13 protein-coding genes are annotated in these 15,060 nt (G+C 68.2%); 3 read left to right on the top strand and 10 right to left on the bottom strand.

Features of this window, described 5'->3' with window-relative positions:
• Positions 1–2 precede the first annotated feature (2 nt).
• Positions 3–1,052, top strand: coding sequence for an agmatine deiminase family protein (locus M8009_RS12570; protein ID WP_250061618.1), 1,050 nt, complete (start codon positions 3–5; stop codon positions 1,050–1,052).
• A 17-nt stretch (positions 1,053–1,069) separates the two neighbouring features.
• Positions 1,070–1,972, top strand: coding sequence for a carbon-nitrogen hydrolase (locus M8009_RS12565; RefSeq protein WP_250061616.1), 903 nt, complete (start codon positions 1,070–1,072; stop codon positions 1,970–1,972).
• 125 nt (positions 1,973–2,097) lie between these two features.
• Here M8009_RS12565 and M8009_RS12560 read toward each other — a convergent pair whose 3' ends face one another.
• The 4 genes from M8009_RS12560 to M8009_RS12545 all read right to left on the bottom strand — a co-directional run bounded on the left by M8009_RS12560 (position 2,098) and on the right by M8009_RS12545 (position 7,567).
• Positions 2,098–3,045, bottom strand: a complete 948-nt coding sequence (locus tag M8009_RS12560; protein ID WP_250061614.1) for a Nudix family hydrolase — start codon at positions 3,043–3,045, stop codon at positions 2,098–2,100.
• 84 nt (positions 3,046–3,129) lie between these two features.
• Complete coding sequence (argJ, locus tag M8009_RS12555; protein ID WP_250061612.1) at positions 3,130–4,359, bottom strand: bifunctional glutamate N-acetyltransferase/amino-acid acetyltransferase ArgJ; 1,230 nt, start codon at positions 4,357–4,359, stop codon at positions 3,130–3,132.
• Between the two features lie 42 nt (positions 4,360–4,401).
• Positions 4,402–7,137, bottom strand: a complete 2,736-nt coding sequence (gene secA, locus M8009_RS12550) for a preprotein translocase subunit SecA (protein WP_250061609.1) — start codon at positions 7,135–7,137, stop codon at positions 4,402–4,404.
• A 70-nt stretch (positions 7,138–7,207) separates the two neighbouring features.
• A complete protein-coding gene (locus M8009_RS12545; protein WP_250061607.1) occupies positions 7,208–7,567 on the bottom strand; it encodes a hypothetical protein in 360 nt (119 codons plus the stop codon).
• A gap of 142 nt (positions 7,568–7,709) precedes the next feature.
• On the opposite strand from M8009_RS12545, the gene M8009_RS12540 reads away from it, so the two are divergent.
• Positions 7,710–8,135 carry a DUF721 domain-containing protein gene (locus M8009_RS12540; protein WP_250061605.1) on the top strand — a complete coding sequence of 142 codons (426 nt, stop codon included), beginning with the start codon at positions 7,710–7,712 and terminating at the stop codon, positions 8,133–8,135.
• Positions 8,136–8,256: 121 nt separating this feature from the next.
• On the opposite strand, the gene lpxC is transcribed toward M8009_RS12540, so the two are convergent.
• The 6 genes from lpxC to murC form a co-directional block, all read right to left on the bottom strand.
• Complete coding sequence (gene lpxC, locus M8009_RS12535; protein ID WP_250061603.1) at positions 8,257–9,168, bottom strand: UDP-3-O-acyl-N-acetylglucosamine deacetylase; 912 nt, start codon at positions 9,166–9,168, stop codon at positions 8,257–8,259.
• Between the two features lie 110 nt (positions 9,169–9,278).
• Complete coding sequence (gene ftsZ / locus M8009_RS12530; RefSeq protein WP_250061602.1) at positions 9,279–10,451, bottom strand: cell division protein FtsZ; 1,173 nt, start codon at positions 10,449–10,451, stop codon at positions 9,279–9,281.
• Positions 10,452–10,485: 34 nt separating this feature from the next.
• Entirely contained in the window at positions 10,486–11,775 is a 1,290-nt protein-coding gene (gene ftsA / locus M8009_RS12525) for a cell division protein FtsA (RefSeq protein ID WP_250061600.1), read from the bottom strand.
• 194 nt (positions 11,776–11,969) lie between these two features.
• Positions 11,970–12,695 carry a cell division protein FtsQ/DivIB gene (locus M8009_RS12520; protein ID WP_250061597.1) on the bottom strand — a complete coding sequence of 242 codons (726 nt, stop codon included), beginning with the start codon at positions 12,693–12,695 and terminating at the stop codon, positions 11,970–11,972.
• Positions 12,696–12,698: 3 nt separating this feature from the next.
• Positions 12,699–13,616, bottom strand: coding sequence for a D-alanine--D-alanine ligase (locus M8009_RS12515; protein ID WP_250061595.1), 918 nt, complete (start codon positions 13,614–13,616; stop codon positions 12,699–12,701).
• Positions 13,613–15,055: a UDP-N-acetylmuramate--L-alanine ligase gene (murC, locus tag M8009_RS12510; protein WP_250061927.1), complete on the bottom strand. Its 1,443-nt coding sequence runs from the start codon at positions 15,053–15,055 to the stop codon at positions 13,613–13,615. Before murC ends, M8009_RS12515 begins: the two co-directional genes overlap by 4 nt.
• Between the last annotated feature and the right edge of the window lie 5 nt (positions 15,056–15,060).

The raw sequence follows: 15,060 nt of genomic DNA, 5'->3' as shown, positions 1-15,060 counted from the left end.
CCATGGCCCATCGCCTGCTCCCCGAATGGCATCCTCAGGATGCCGTGCTCCTCACCTGGCCCAGTCCCGACAGCGACTGGGCCCCGCTGCTCGAACGCATCGAGGCGACGCTGGAGGCCATGGTGGTGGCGATCGCCCGCTACCAGGTGGTGCTGGTCGCCGTGCCGGATGCCGCAACCCGCAGCCACCTGGCCCACCGCTTCGCCTGCCTCGGCGTCGAGGCCACCCGCCTGAGGCTGGTGGTCGCTCCCGCCGACGACACCTGGACCCGCGATCATGGCCCGCTCGGCGTGGCGCGCGACGGCGAGTCGCTGCTGCTCGACTACCGCTTCACCGGCTGGGGTGGCAAGTTCGAGGCCGCCCGCGACAACACCCTGACGCGCCGCCTGGCAGACGCCGGCAGCTTCGCCTGCCCGGTGGCATCCCGCGACCTGGTGCTCGAGGGCGGCGCCATCGACACCGATGGCGAAGGCACCCTGCTGACCACCGAGGCCTGCCTGCTCAACCCCAACCGCAATCCCGATCTCGACAGGACGGCGATCGAGGCGCGCCTGGCGGCCGAGCTCGGGATCACGCGGGTGCTGTGGCTGGCCAACGGCCACCTGGAGGGAGACGATACCGACAGCCATGTCGACACCCTGGTGCGTTTCTGCGATCCGGCCACGCTGGCCTATGTGCGGTGCGACGACCCGGCCGACCCCCACTACCCGGCACTGGCTGCCCTGGAGGCCGAGCTGCGCGCCCTGCGGCGCGCCGACGGCGAGCCCTACCGGCTGGTTGCCCTGCCCTGGCCGCGGCCCTGCCATGACCCGGTGGATGGCCACCGACTGCCGGCGACCTACGCCAACTTCCTGATCATCAACGGCGCCGTGCTGGTGCCGGCCTATGGCGACGCCACCGACAGCCGGGCCCTCGCCACCCTGGGCGAGGCCTTCCCGGGCCGCGACATCATCCCCATCGACTGCCTGAGCGTGATCCGCCAGCACGGCAGCCTGCACTGCCTGACCATGCAGCTGCCCCAGGGCAGCCTGGCCGACACGCCCCGCCCCTGACCCACAAGGAGAGCCTCATGTCCCGCACCCTGAAGGTGGGCCTGGTCCAGCAGCCCGCCTGGCCCGACAAGGCCCGGAGTCTCGCCGAGAGCGAGGCCGGCATCCGCGAGCTAGCCACCGCCGGCGCCGAGCTGGTCATGCTGCAGGAACTGCATGCCACCCACTACTTCTGCCAGACCGAGGAGACCGAGGTCTTCGACCTGGCCGAGCCGCTCGACGGGCCGAGCGGCACGCGGCTGGCGAGCCTGGCGAAGGAGCTCGACATCGTGCTGGTGGGGTCGCTCTTCGAGCGCCGTGCGGCCGGCCTCTACCACAATACCGCCGTGGTCTACGACCGTGACCGCGGCCGCGTGGGCCACTACCGCAAGATGCACATCCCCGACGATCCGGGTTTCTATGAAAAGTTCTACTTCACTCCCGGGGACCAGGACGACGCCCGCGGCCAGGGCTTCCAGCCGATCGACACCTCACTGGGACGCCTGGGCGTGCTGGTGTGCTGGGACCAGTGGTACCCGGAGGCGGCAAGGCTGATGGCGCTGGCCGGCGCGGAGCTGCTGCTATACCCCACCGCCATCGGCTGGCATCCGCCGGACGACACCCCGGAGAAGCAGCGGCAGAAGGAGGCCTGGACCCTGATCCAGCGCAGCCATGGCGTGGCCAATGGCCTGCCGGTGATCGTCGCCAACCGGGTCGGCCACGAGCCGGACCCATCCGGCGCCACGCCGGGCATCGACTTCTGGGGCGGCAGCTTCATCTGCGGCCCCCAGGGCGAGCTGCTCGCCCATGCCGGCCAGGAGGCGGAACGGATGCTGGTGACGCTGGACATGACGCGCAGCGAGGAGGTGCGGCGCATCTGGCCCTACCTCCGGGACCGCCGCATCGACGCCTATGGGGATCTGACGCGGCGCTATCGGGACTGACCACGCTAGGCGCGAGCGGCCAAGCCGCCAAGCCGCCAAGCCGCCAAAAATGTGGAGTGCTGCCACGCAAAAGCAAACCCCGAGGCAATGGCCTCGGGGTTTGCTTGTAGCTCGGCGCTTGGCGCTTACTTCCAGAAATCGCGGATCGAGGCGATGCCCTGGGCCCCTACCGCGCGGGCATGATGAGCATCGAAGCGCGTCATGCCGCCCAGGGCGAAGACCGGCATGCCGGCGTGCTCCACCAGCTGCTGGAAGTCGTGCCAGCCGATCGGCGCCACTTCCGGGTGGGAGGGGGTGGTGCGCAGCGGCGAGAGGGTCACGAAGTCGCAGCCGATGCGGCGTGCCTGATCCAGCTGCCGCCGATCATGGGTCGAGGCGGAGAGCCATTTTCCCTCGGGCAGCGGGCGTCGCTCCAGGCTCATCAGCCGGTCGCTGGTCAGGTGGATGCCATCGGCGGGCACGGCCTCCAACAGCGATGGCTCGCCATTGAGCACCAGGCGGGCGCCCCGCTGATGACACAGCGCCAGGGCCTGCTCGGCGCGCTTCAGGTAGTCCGCCTCCCCCAGCGACTTGCCGCGCAGCTGGATCAGGCGCACCCCGTCCTCGTCGAGGGCGCGGGCCAGTCGCTCGATGAACCGCCCCTCGTCGGCCTCCTCCCCGGTGATCAGGTACTCGGTGGGCAGCATGACCGCCCGCAGGATCGGCAGGTTGGCCGCCGGGAAGGGGTAGTTCACCAGCTCGCTCATGGGCACCCAGCGCACCGCCTGCCCCTCGCGACCGAACGGCTCGCCGGCGAAATCGTGCACCTGCCACACATCCAGCAGGATATGCTTGTCGGAATATTCGTGGTGGATGCGGATCAGCGGCTGTGCCCGCCGGATCTCGACGCCGAGCTCCTCGTGCAGCTCGCGTTTCAGTGCCTCGAGGCCGGTCTCGTAGGGTGCCAGCTTGCCGCCGGGAAACTCCCAGAGCCCGCCGTGATCGACGTTGGAGGGGCGACGGGCGAGGAGCACCTCACTGCCGTCGCCACTGATGATGGCGGCCGCCGCCACATGCACCCTTCTCTTCACCATTGCGTTCATTGACTCCTACCCGCTGGTCCACGCGGCCTTGCCGCCGCGCGGGGTTGCTGTCTGGCTGCCGACCGTCCCCGCCGGTCAGCTGCGATAGTCGGCATTGATGGTCACGTAGTCGTGGGACAGGTCCGAGGTCCATACCGTGGCGCTCTGCTCGCCGCGCCCCAGGGCAATGCGGATGACGATCTCCTCGCCGGCCATCACCGCGCTGCCGGCCTCCTCGGTGTATCCCGGGGCGCGTCCGCCCCTCTCGACCAGGCGCACCTCGCCCAGGTCGATGGTGACCCGGTCCACGTCGAATGCCTCGACGGGGGCACGCCCCACCGCGGCCAGGATCCGCCCCCAGTTGGCATCAGAGGCATAGAGGGCCGTCTTGACCAGCGGCGAGTGGGCCACGGTGAAGGCCACGTCCAGGGCCTCGCGACGGCTGCGCGCCTGGTCGACCTGCAAGGTGACGAACTTGGTCGCCCCCTCGCCATCGCGGACCACCGCCTGGGCCAGTTCAGTCATCACCCGCTGCAGGCCGTTGCGGAAGATGGCCAGGTCCGCCTCGTCTTCCACTACGGCACCACGCCCGGTACTGATCAACAGGCAGGCATCGTTGGTCGAGGTATCGCTGTCCACGGTGATGCAGTTGAAGGAGCGCTCCACCGCCTCGCGCAGCAGCTGGTCGAGCAGCACCGGCGCCAGCGCCGCATCGGTGGCCACGAAGGCCAGCATGGTGGCCATGTCGGGACGGATCATCCCCGAGCCCTTGGCGATGCCGTTGATGGTCACCGTCTCGTTGCCCAGCGCCAGGGTCACGCTGGCGCCCTTGGCCCGGGTATCGGTGGTCAGGATCCCTTCACCGGCCTCTCGCCAGGCGGCTGGCCCATCGTCGAGGGCCTGCAGGGCCGCGGGCAGGCCCGCCAGCAGCCGTTCCATGGGCAGCGGTTCACCGATCACCCCGGTGGAGAACGGCAGCACGCTCTGCTCGCCCACCCCGGCCAGCCGTGCCAGCTCGGCACACGTCGCACGGGCATCTCGCAGTCCCGTCTCGCCGGTACCGGCATTGGCATTTCCGGTGTTGATCACCAGGTAACGTGCCCCTTCCCCGCGCGCCGTGCAGGCGGCCAGGTGCTCGCGGGCCACCGTCACCGGCGCCGCACAGAAGGCATTGCGGGTGAAGGCCCCGGACACCCTGGCCCCCTCGGGGATCTCGATCACCACCAGGTCACGGCGATCGGGCTTCTTGATCCCGGCCCTGGCGGTGCCCAGCCGCAACCCCTCGATCACCGGCATCTCCGGAAAACGTGTCTCGCCCACTGCCATCGTCTCGTCTCCTGTCCCGACCGGGGTTCCCGGCCCGTCTCCTCAGCTCAGCTTGCCGCAGCACTGCTTGTACTTCTTGCCCGACCCGCAGGGGCAGGGATCATTGCGGCCGACCTTGGGGCCCTCGCGCCGCAATGGGCGACCGTCGGCCCCCGGGGCCGGAGCGATCGGGGCATCGTCCTGTTCATCGGCCGCCATTGACGGCGCGTCGTGACGGCTCGCCGCGCTGGCCTTCTCGCGCTCCAGCGCCTCGCGGCGCTGGCGCTCCAGGGCCTCGACCTCCTCGGGGCGGCGCACCTGGACATGGCTGAGGATGCGGGTCACGTCGGCCTTGATGTTGGTGAGCAGGTTCTGGAACAGCTCGAAAGCCTCGCGCTTGTACTCCTGCTTGGGATTCTTCTGGGCATAGCCGCGCAGGTGGATCCCGCGGCGCAGGTGGTCCATGGACTGCAGGTGCTCCTTCCAGCGGGTGTCGAGCACCTGCAGCATCACCTGCTTCTCGAAACGGCGCATCAGCTCCTCGCCGGCCTCTGCCACCTTGGCCTCGTAGGCCTCACGATGCATCGCCTGCAGCCGCTCGCGCAGCTGCTCCTCGTGGAAGCGCTCGTCCTGCTCGGCCCACTCGACCACCGGCGCCTCGAGGTTGAACTCGCTCTTGAGGTGATCCTGGAGGCCGGCCAGGTCCCACTGCTCGGGCAGGCTCTGGGGCGGCACGAACTCGCTGATGGCGAGGTCCAGCACCTCCTCGCGGATGCCCTTGACGCTGTCGGAGACGTCCTCCGCGGCGAGGATCTCGTTGCGCTGCTCATAGATGACCCGACGTTGGTCGTTGGCCACGTCGTCATACTCGAGCAGCTGCTTGCGGATATCGAAGTTGCGGCCCTCTACCTTCTTCTGGGCGCGCTCCACGGCATTGGAGACCATCTTGTGCTCGATCGCCTCGCCGTGCTCCAGCCCCAGGGCCTTCATCATGCGCTGCACCCGGTCGGAGCCGAACAGGCGCATCAGGTTGTCTTCCAGCGAGAGGAAGAAGCGCGTCGAGCCGGGATCCCCCTGGCGACCGGCGCGACCGCGCAGCTGGTTGTCGATGCGCCGCGACTCGTGGCGCTCGGAGCCGACCACGTGCAGGCCGCCGGCCTCGAGCACCGCCTCGTGGCGGGCCTGCCACTCGGCCTTGAGCTGCTCGACCTGGGCCTCGGAGGGGTTCTCCAGCTTGGCGACCTCGGCCTCCCAGTTGCCACCCAGCACGATGTCGGTGCCACGCCCGGCCATGTTGGTGGCGATGGTGATCGCCCCGGGGCGACCGGCCTGGGCGATGATCTCCGCCTCGCTCTGGTGCTGCTTGGCGTTGAGCACGTTGAAGCGCATGCCGGCCCGCTTCATCAGGTCGGCCAGGTACTCGCTGGTCTCGATGGAGGCGGTGCCCACCAGCACCGGGCGTCCCGCCTCGGTCTGGGCCTTGACGTCCTCGAGGATCGCCTCGAACTTCTCCTCGGCGCTGAGGTAGACCAGGTCGTTGAGGTCCTGGCGGATCAGCGGCCGATTGGTGGGAATCACCACCACGTCGAGGCCGTAGATCTGGCGGAACTCGAAGGCCTCGGTGTCGGCGGTGCCGGTCATGCCGGAGAGCTTGTCGTAGAGACGGAAGTAGTTCTGGAAGGTGGTCGAGGCGAGCGTCTGGCTCTCGCGCTGCACCGGCACGCCCTCCTTCGCCTCCACCGCCTGGTGCAGGCCTTCCGACCAGCGACGCCCCGGCATGGTGCGGCCGGTATGCTCGTCGACGATCACCACCTGGCCATCGCTGACGATGTAGTCCACGTCGCGGTGATAGAGGTGGCGAGCGCGCAGTGCCGAGTGCATGTGCTGCAGCAGGTTGAGGTTCTGGGCGGAATAGAGGGAGTCCTCCTCGCCCAGCAGCCCCTCGCCACGCATCAGCTCCTCGACCTTGCGATGGCCGCCCTCGGTGACCTCCACCTGCTTCTGCTTCTCGTCGAGGATGAAGTCGCCGCTCTCCGGGTCCTCCTCGTCGCTGCACGCCGTGAGGTTCACCGCCAGGCGGTCGACGACCCGATAGAGCTCGGTGTTCTCGTCCACCGCCCCGGAGATGATCAGCGGGGTCCGGGCCTCGTCGATCAGGATGGAGTCGACCTCGTCGACGATGGCGAAATAGAGCTCGCGCTGGACCTTCTCCTCCAGCGAGAAGGCCATGTTGTCGCGCAGGTAGTCGAAGCCAAACTCGTTGTTGGTGCCGTAGGTGATGTCACAGGCGTAGGCATGGCGCTTCTCCTCCGGCGTCTGCCCGGCGAAGATCACGCCCACCGAAAGCCCGAGGAATTCGTAGAGCGGACGCATCCACTCGGCGTCGCGGCGCGCCAGGTAGTCGTTGACCGTGACCACGTGCACGCCCTTGCCCGGCAGGGCATTGAGGTAGACCGCCAGGGTCGCCACCAGGGTCTTGCCCTCGCCGGTCTTCATCTCGGCGATGCGCCCGCGGTGCAGGGTAATGCCGCCGACCATCTGCACATCGAAATGACGCATGCCCATGACCCGCTTGCTGGCCTCGCGCACCGTGGCGAAGGCTTCCGGCAGCAGGGCATCGAGGGACTCGCCGCCCTCCAGGCGCTCGCGCAGCGCCTCGGTACGGGCCTTCAGGGCCGCCTCATCGAGGCCTTCCAACTCGCTCTCCAGGCCGGTGACATCCGTCACCTGGCGGCTCATGCGCTTGACTTCACGGTCGTTCTTGGAGCCGACGACCTTGCGTAACAGGTTGTTGATCATGAAGGGTCCAGTTGCAGCGTGTGGCATCACGTCGCGGCCATCAGGCCCACGACCTCTCCAGGCGGTCTCGTCACCGCAGGCGGGGAGGGCCACGACGCGTCAGGACATCATGGGCGGCAACCGGATGACAGGGCGCGAGGGCCCGACAGGCCAGGGCCCTCGACCCCACCCTCGGCCAGCGGGCGGCTCGCCGGACCCAGCGCACCAGGGCGCGACGACGGGCCTGCAGGCGGGAGCGCACGCGCAGCAGGGCCGGCACCAGGATGCTGACCTGGGCGGCACGCTCGACGGGGCGCAGGGACTCGACCTGGGCCAGGCTGGCCGGCAGCAGGCATCCCACCAGCAACCCGGCCAGCCACCAGCGGGTCGCGCGGCGCCTGCGCCCGCTCCCGTGAGATCCGGCGCCGATGTCGGTGATGGCGGCTGGCATGCTGTCGACGGCCTCCCGTGCGTGCTAGGCTCTGGCTGTTCAACGGCCGCCCTGCAGGGGCGGCCGACGCGTAACGTCAGGGGCACGGCCCCCGAGAACCAAGCTGATGAGTATAAAGGTTAAGCGGTTCAGAGCACAGCCCATGTCCCGGCTGCTGGAGGGTCGCGGCGAACTGGGGTCGCTGATGCGCATGGCCACCCTGATCGAGCGCGCCCAGCGCCACCTGCGGGAGCACCTGCCCGAGGAGATGCGCGAGCACCTGTTCGTCGGCGGCTACCACCAGGGTCGCCTGGCCCTGATCACCGATCGCGCCGTCTGGCTGACCCGGCTGCGCTATGAGCAGCCTCGCCTGCTCCAGTTGCTGCACCAGCTGCCCGGCTTCGAGTCGGTGACCGGTTTCACTCTCAAGGTCCGCCCGGTGCGCCCGGCTCGCCCTCCCCTGCGCCAGGTTCGCCACCTGCCGGAACGGGCCGCCGACGAGATCTCCAGCTGTGCCGAGGATGTCGACGACCCGGGGCTCAAGCGCGCCCTGGAGCGGCTGGCGGCCCACGCCGAACGTAAGCCATAAGCTGAAAGATGGAAGCTGGAAAACAGCGTAAGCGAAACCACCTCCGAGGCAAGGCCACGGAGGTGGTTTTCTTCGAGCTTCAGGCTGACAGCTTATGGCTCCCGGGCGCAGCCGGGCCAGGTCAGACCATCGCCGGCGCGGAGTAGGAGATCGGCGCCGTCTCGGACTCGCCCTCGAAGGTGACGAGCTCCCAGGCCTCCGGCTGGGCCAGCAGGGCACGGCAGAGCTGGTTGTTCAGGGCATGACCGGACTTCACGCCACGGAACTCGCCGATCAGGCTATGGCCGAGCTGGTAGAGGTCACCGATGGCATCGAGCACCTTGTGCTTGACGAACTCGTCGTCATAGCGCAATCCGCCCTCGTTCACGATGCGGTAGTCGTCGACCACGATGGCGTTGTCGAGGCTGCCGCCCAGTGCCAGGTTGTTCGCGCGCAGATACTCAAGGTCACGCATGAAGCCGAAGGTACGGGCCCGTGACACCTCCTTGACGAAGGAGGTCGTGGAGAAGTCCACCATGGCGGTCTGGGACTGGTCCTCGAAGACCGGATGGTCGAAGTCGATGGCGAAGGAGACCTTGAAGCCCTGGTGGGGCAGGAAGATCGCCTCCTTGTCGTCCTCGCGCACCACGATCTCGCGCTTGATGCGGATGAACTTCTTGGGGGCACCCTGCTCGGCGATGCCCGCCGACTGGATCAGGAACACGAAGGGGCCCGCGCTGCCATCCATGATCGGCACCTCGGGGGCACTCACGTCGACGTAGGCGTTATCGATGCCGAGCCCGGCGAAGGCCGACATCAGGTGTTCGACGGTGGCGACCTTGGCCCCGCCCGCGGAGAGCGCGGTGCACAGGGTGGTGTCGGTGACATGCTCGGCGCGCGCCGGGACCTGCACCTCGGGCTGCAGGTCGGTGCGCACGAAGATGATGCCGGTATCCACCGGGGCCGGCCGAAGGGTTAGGTAGACCTTCTTGCCGGAGTGCAGGCCGACGCCGGTGGCGCGGATGACATTCTTCAGGGTTCGTTGTCTGATCATGGTCGGTCGCCAGGCAGTCGTTGGTTATCAAACACCGTTCACTATAACACCGAACGGACGTTTCAACAAAGAAAGCTCACCCGGCGCCCCTATTCCCCTGATAGCGCGGATCAATCGGCCTGACGGCGCAGGAAGGCCGGAATATCCAGGTAGTCGTCGAGTTCCTGGGACTTGCGCTTCTCCGGCTGCGGCCTGGGCGCCTCCTGAGCCTCGGACTTGGACGCCGCGGCCTGGCCACGACTGACCGCCGCCTGGGGACGCTGGCGATAGCTGCCAGCCTCCGCACGACGCGCCGTCTCGCGGGAGGCGGGTTTCTGGGCCTTGTTACCCTCGAGGCCGGCAGCCACCACGGTGACGCGCAGCTCGTCGGTCATGTCCATGTCGATCGAGGTGCCGACCACGATGGTGGCATCCTGGGAGGCAAACTCCTGGACGGTGGCACCCACATCGTTGAATTCGCCGATGGAGAGATCCGGGCCGGCGGTGATGTTGACCAGGATGCCGCGGGCACCGTGCAGGTCGATATCCTCGAGCAGCGGGCTGCGGATGGCCTTCTCGGCGGCCTCGCGGGCACGATTCTCACCGGTGGCACCGCCGGTGCCCATCATCGCCATGCCCATCTCGGACATCACGGTGCGCACGTCGGCGAAGTCGACGTTGATGATGCCCGGGCTGGTGATCAGCTCGGCAATGCCCTGCACGGCCCCGAGCAGCACGTCATTGGCCGCACTGAAGGCGGTGAGCAGGGTCGCGTTCTTGCCCAGCACCGAGAGCAGCTTCTCGTTGGGAATGGTGATGAGGGAGTCGACATGCTCGGAGAGTTCCTTCATGCCCTCCTCGGCGGCGCGCATGCGCTTGGGCCCCTCGAAGGGGAAGGGACGGGTCACCACCGCCACGGTGAGGATACCCAGCTCCTTGGCCACCTGGGCGACGACCGGCGCGCCGCCGGTCCCTGTCCCGCCGCCCATGCCGGCGGTGATGAAGACCATGTCGGCGCCCCCCAGCAGTTCCGCGATGCGCTCGCGGTCCTCCATGGCGGCCTGTCGACCCACATCGGGGTTGGCGCCGGCCCCGAGGCCCTTGGTGATCTCGCTGCCGAGCTGGAGCACCGTCTTGGCGGCGACCCGCTTGAGGGCCTGGGCATCGGTATTGGCGCAGATGAACTCGACGCCCTCGATGTTGCTCTCGACCATGTGGTTGACGGCATTGCCACCGCCGCCACCGACACCGATGACCTTGATGACCGCACTGCTTGAGGGTGCGCTATCTACCAGTTCGAACATAAGTCCCGTCTCCTGGACCGCGACCGCGGCCCTGTCAGAAATTTCCTTTGAACCAGCCCTTGATCCTTGCCAGCGCCGGAATCCCTTCCCCTGCGTCACGCCGGGTGATGTCGTCACGCCTCGGTTGCGCCGGGATGATACCTCCAGGCCCCTGACGGCCATGCCCTTGACGGGTTTCAAGTAGAGCGTAATGCAGCAGACCGACACCCGTCGAATAAATCGGATTGCGGACCACGTCGGCCAGCCCGCGCACGTTCTGCGGGCAGGCGATGCGGACCGGCATGTGGAAGATCTCCTCGGCCAGCTCGACCACCCCCTCCATGCGCGAGGTACCCCCGGTAAGCACCACGCCGGCGGCCACCAGATCCTCGTAGCCGCTGCGGCGCAGCTCGTCACGCACCAGGGTGAAGAGCTCCTCGTAACGCGGCTCCACAACCTCGGCCAGCGACTGGCGGGAGAGGTCCCGGGCCGGCCGGTCGCCCACGCTGGGCACCTTGATCATCTCGTCGCTGGAGGCCAGCTGGGTCAGGGCGCAGGCGTACTTGACCTTGATCTCCTCGGCATGCTGGGTGGGCGTGCGCAGCGCCATGGCGATGTCGTTGGTGACCTGGTCACCGGCGATAGGAATCACCGAGGTGTGGCGAATGGCACCCTCGGTGAATACCGCGATGTCGGTGGTGCCGCCGCCGATGTCCACCATGCAGACCCCGAGCTCGCGCTCGTCCTCGGTGAGGACCGCATGGCTGGAAGCCAGCTGCTCGAGGATGATCGAGTCCACCTCGAGGCCACAGCGGCGCACGCACTTCTCGATGTTCTGGACGGCGTTGAGGGCGGCGGTCACCAGGTGGACCCGTGCCTCGAGGCGCACGCCTGACATGCCCAGCGGCTCACGGATCCCCCCCTGGGTATCGATGGCGAATTCCTGGGGAAGGACATGCAGCACACGCTGGCCTTCCGAGATCGCCCGTGCCCGGGCGGAGTCGATGACGCGGTCGATGTCGGAGGAGGCGACCTCGCGCTCCTTGATGGCCACTACGCCATCCGAATTCATCGAACTGATATGGCTGCCGGCGATCCCCACATAGACGGAATGAATCTCACAGCCGGCCATCAGTTCGGCTTCTTCCACGGCGCGCTGGATGGACTGCACCGTGGATTCGATGTTGATCACCACGCCCTTCTTCATGCCACGTGACGGATGCGAGCCGATACCGGCGATTTCGATCCCGCCATCGTCGGTGGGCTGCCCCACGATCGCCACGACCTTGGATGTTCCGATATCCAGCCCGACTACCATATTGGACACATTGGATGGACCTGCCATGAGCCGGGAAGTCTCCTCGAACCTGACCCCGAAGGGGAAGATTAATCCTGAAAAGTAGGCTTGGGCCAATTATAGGAACAACTTGAGTTGTTCCACCAGCCCGATTGCCGAATCACCCGCCACGATACGGCGAATTTGTCACGAAAGAAACACCCGAAATGCCGCCCGGGCAACCGCGTTGTACCCTGACGCCTTCAACTGTCCGCCGGTGACTCTTCCTCCACCGGTTCGGTCTGTCCGTGCCAGGCCACGGCAACCCCGTTGGGATATCGCAGGTCGATGTAGCGGATGTGCGCTGCCAGAGGGCCCAGTTCGCGCTGCCAGGCAGCGGCCAGGCGACCCAGGCGGGCGGGGCGATCATTGCGACCGAGCATCACCCAGACGCCACTGCCGAGCTGGAAGCGCCAGGCCCCGCGGGGCTCCAGCCGCAGCTGGCGCACCTCGATCCCCTGGGTGGCGAATTGCGCGGCGAGCCGGGCATGGTAGCCCAGCACCTCTGCCCCGCTGCCGGGCGGGCCGGCGAGATCCGGCAGGTCGGCGGGCGGCGACACCGGACCGAAGGCGAAGGGTTCGCCCTCGGGATTGAGCAGCTGCGCGTCGTTCCAGCGCGCCACCGGCACCTGCTCGACCAGATCGAACGACAGCGCATCGGGCCACTCGCGGCTGACGCGCACTTCGGCCAACCAGCCGACTTCCCGGGCCTGCTGGCGCAGCGCGGGCAGATCGACGGATAGCCAGGTCTGGCCCTGAATCAGGGGTGCCAGCTGGCTGCGCAGGTAGTCGGCACTGACATGGTGAAGCTCGCCCCCCACCGAGACTCGCTCGATGGGCCGGTCGAGCCAGACCCACAGCGCCCGCCCCCCGGCCCCCAGCAACAGGGCCAGCAGGAGTACGCCGACGAAGCTTCCTCGCGCCGCCATGGACTAGTGCCGCTCCCCGGCCGTGGCGAGGATGCGCAGCACCAGGGCATCGAAGTCGATGCCGGCATGGGCCGCCGACTGGGGCACCAGGCTGTGGTCGGTCATCCCCGGCACGGTATTGACCTCGATCAGCCAGAAGCACCCCTGACCGTCGCGCATCACGTCGACCCGTCCCCACCCCTCGGCGCCGACGGCCTCGAAGGCCGCGCGGCAGAGTGCGGCAAGCTCGGCCTCCTCGTCATCGGACAGACCGCACGGCAGGTGGTAGCGAGTCTCGTCGGAGAGATACTTGGCCTCGTAGTCGTAGAAGCCGCTGGGGACCTCGACGCGAATCGCCGGCAGGACATCGCCCGCGAGCAGCGAGACCGTGTATTCCTTCCCCCTGACGAAGCGCTCGGCCATCACGCGTGCATCGAAGCGGGCGGCATCATGGTAGGCCGCCTCCAGCGCATCGCGGCTGTCGACGATGCTGATGCCCAGGGTCGAGCCCTCGTGGACCGGCTTGACGATCAGCGGCAGGCCGAGGCGCTCGACCACCGCCGACCAGTCGGCCTCTGGACCGAGCATCACGCTCTCCGGGGTCGGCAGGCCCAGCGCCTGCCAGATCAGCTTGGTGCGCTGCTTGTCCATGCCCAGCGCCGAGGCGAGCACGCCGCTGCCGGTGTAGGGAATGCCCAGCAGCTCCAGCGCCCCCTGCAGGGTGCCGTCCTCGCCACCCCGGCCGTGCAGGGCAATGAAGACCCGGTCGGGGGCCAGGGCTTCCAGCCCCACCAGCCCGCCGTCGGCGGGATCATAGCCGATGGCCTCCACCCCCGAGCGCGTCAGGGCCGCGAGCACGGCGGCGCCACTCTTCAGCGACACCTCGCGCTCCGCGGAGTCCCCACCATAGAGCACCACCACCCGACCGACATCGTGGATCATAGTGTCACCTCGTCGAGTGCCAGGGCGGCATCGGCCAGGTGCTGGGCGATGCCGCCCACGTCGCCTGCTCCCTGGGTAATCAGGATATCGCCGGGACGCAGCACCCTGGCGAGCAGCTCCGTCAGCTCGCTCTTGTCCTGGACGAAGATCGGGTCGACCGCTCCGCGCTGGCGGATCGAGCCCGCCAGGGTGCGCCCGTCGGCGCCGGGAAGCGGCGCCTCCCCGGCGCTGTAGACGTCGAGCAGCAGCAGGGTGTCGACCCCGGCCAGCACCCGCACGAAGTCCTCGTAGAGGTCCCGGGTGCGCGAGTAGCGGTGCGGCTGGTAGACCATCACCAGGCGCCGCTCGGGCCAGCCGGCGCGCACGGCGTCGATCACCATGGCGACCTCGCGGGGATGGTGGCCATAGTCGTCCACCAGCATCACCTCGCCCCCGCCCTGCGGGGCCGGGAAGTGACCATGCACCTGGAAGCGTCGCCCCACCCCCTCGAAGCTCGCCAGGCCCCGCAGGATGGCGTCGTCATCGACCCCCGCGTCGCTGGCCACGGCAATCGCCGCCAGGGCGTTGAGCGCATTGTGGCGCCCCGGCATGGCCAGGCGCACCTCAAGCGGCGCCAGCCCCTCGGGGCGCACCGCGGTGAAACGCACCTCGCCGGCCTGCTGGACGAAGCCCTCGATTCGGTAATCGGCATCCTCGCTGAAGCCGTAGGTGACGAACTGGCGGCTGACGCGGTCGAGCAGGCCACGCACCTGGGCATCGTCGATGCACAGGATCGCCAGGCCGTAGAACGGCAGGTTGTGCAGGAACTCGATGAAGGTGGCCTTGAGCCGTTCGAAGTCGCCGCCGTAGGTAGCCATGTGATCGGCATCGATGTTGGTGACGATTGCCACCATGGGCTGCAGGTGCAGGAAGGAGGCATCCGACTCGTCGGCCTCCGCCACCAGGTAGTCGCCCTCCCCCAGCCGCGCATTGGTACCGGCACTGGTCAGCCGTCCGCCGATCACGAAGGTGGGATCCAGTCCGCCCTCACCGAGCAGCGTCGCGGTGAGGCTGGTGGTGGTGGTCTTGCCGTGGGTGCCGGCCACGGCGATGCCGTGGCGGAAGCGCATCAGCTCGGCGAGCATCTCGGCGCGGCGTACCACCGGCACGCGATGCTCGTGGGCCCAGCGGATCTCGGGGTTGGTCTCGTCCACCGCGGTGGAGACCACCACCACGTCAGCATCCGCGGCATGCTCGGCGGCGTGGCCGATGGCCACGCGGATGCCGCACTGGCGCAGGCGAGCCACCACCGGTGAAGCCTTCAGGTCGCTGCCGCTGACCGCATAGCCCTGGTTGGCCAGCACCTCGGCGATGCCGCACATGCCGGCACCGCCGATGCCGACGAAATGGATGCGCCGGATACGACGCATGCCCAGCCCCCGTCCGGGGTGGGTGGGCATGGCCT

The sequence above is a fragment of the Halomonas gemina genome, from assembly GCF_023554995.1.
GTDB classification, from domain to species: domain Bacteria; phylum Pseudomonadota; class Gammaproteobacteria; order Pseudomonadales; family Halomonadaceae; genus Halomonas; species Halomonas gemina.
This window is presented reverse-complemented; position numbering and strand designations above follow the sequence as displayed.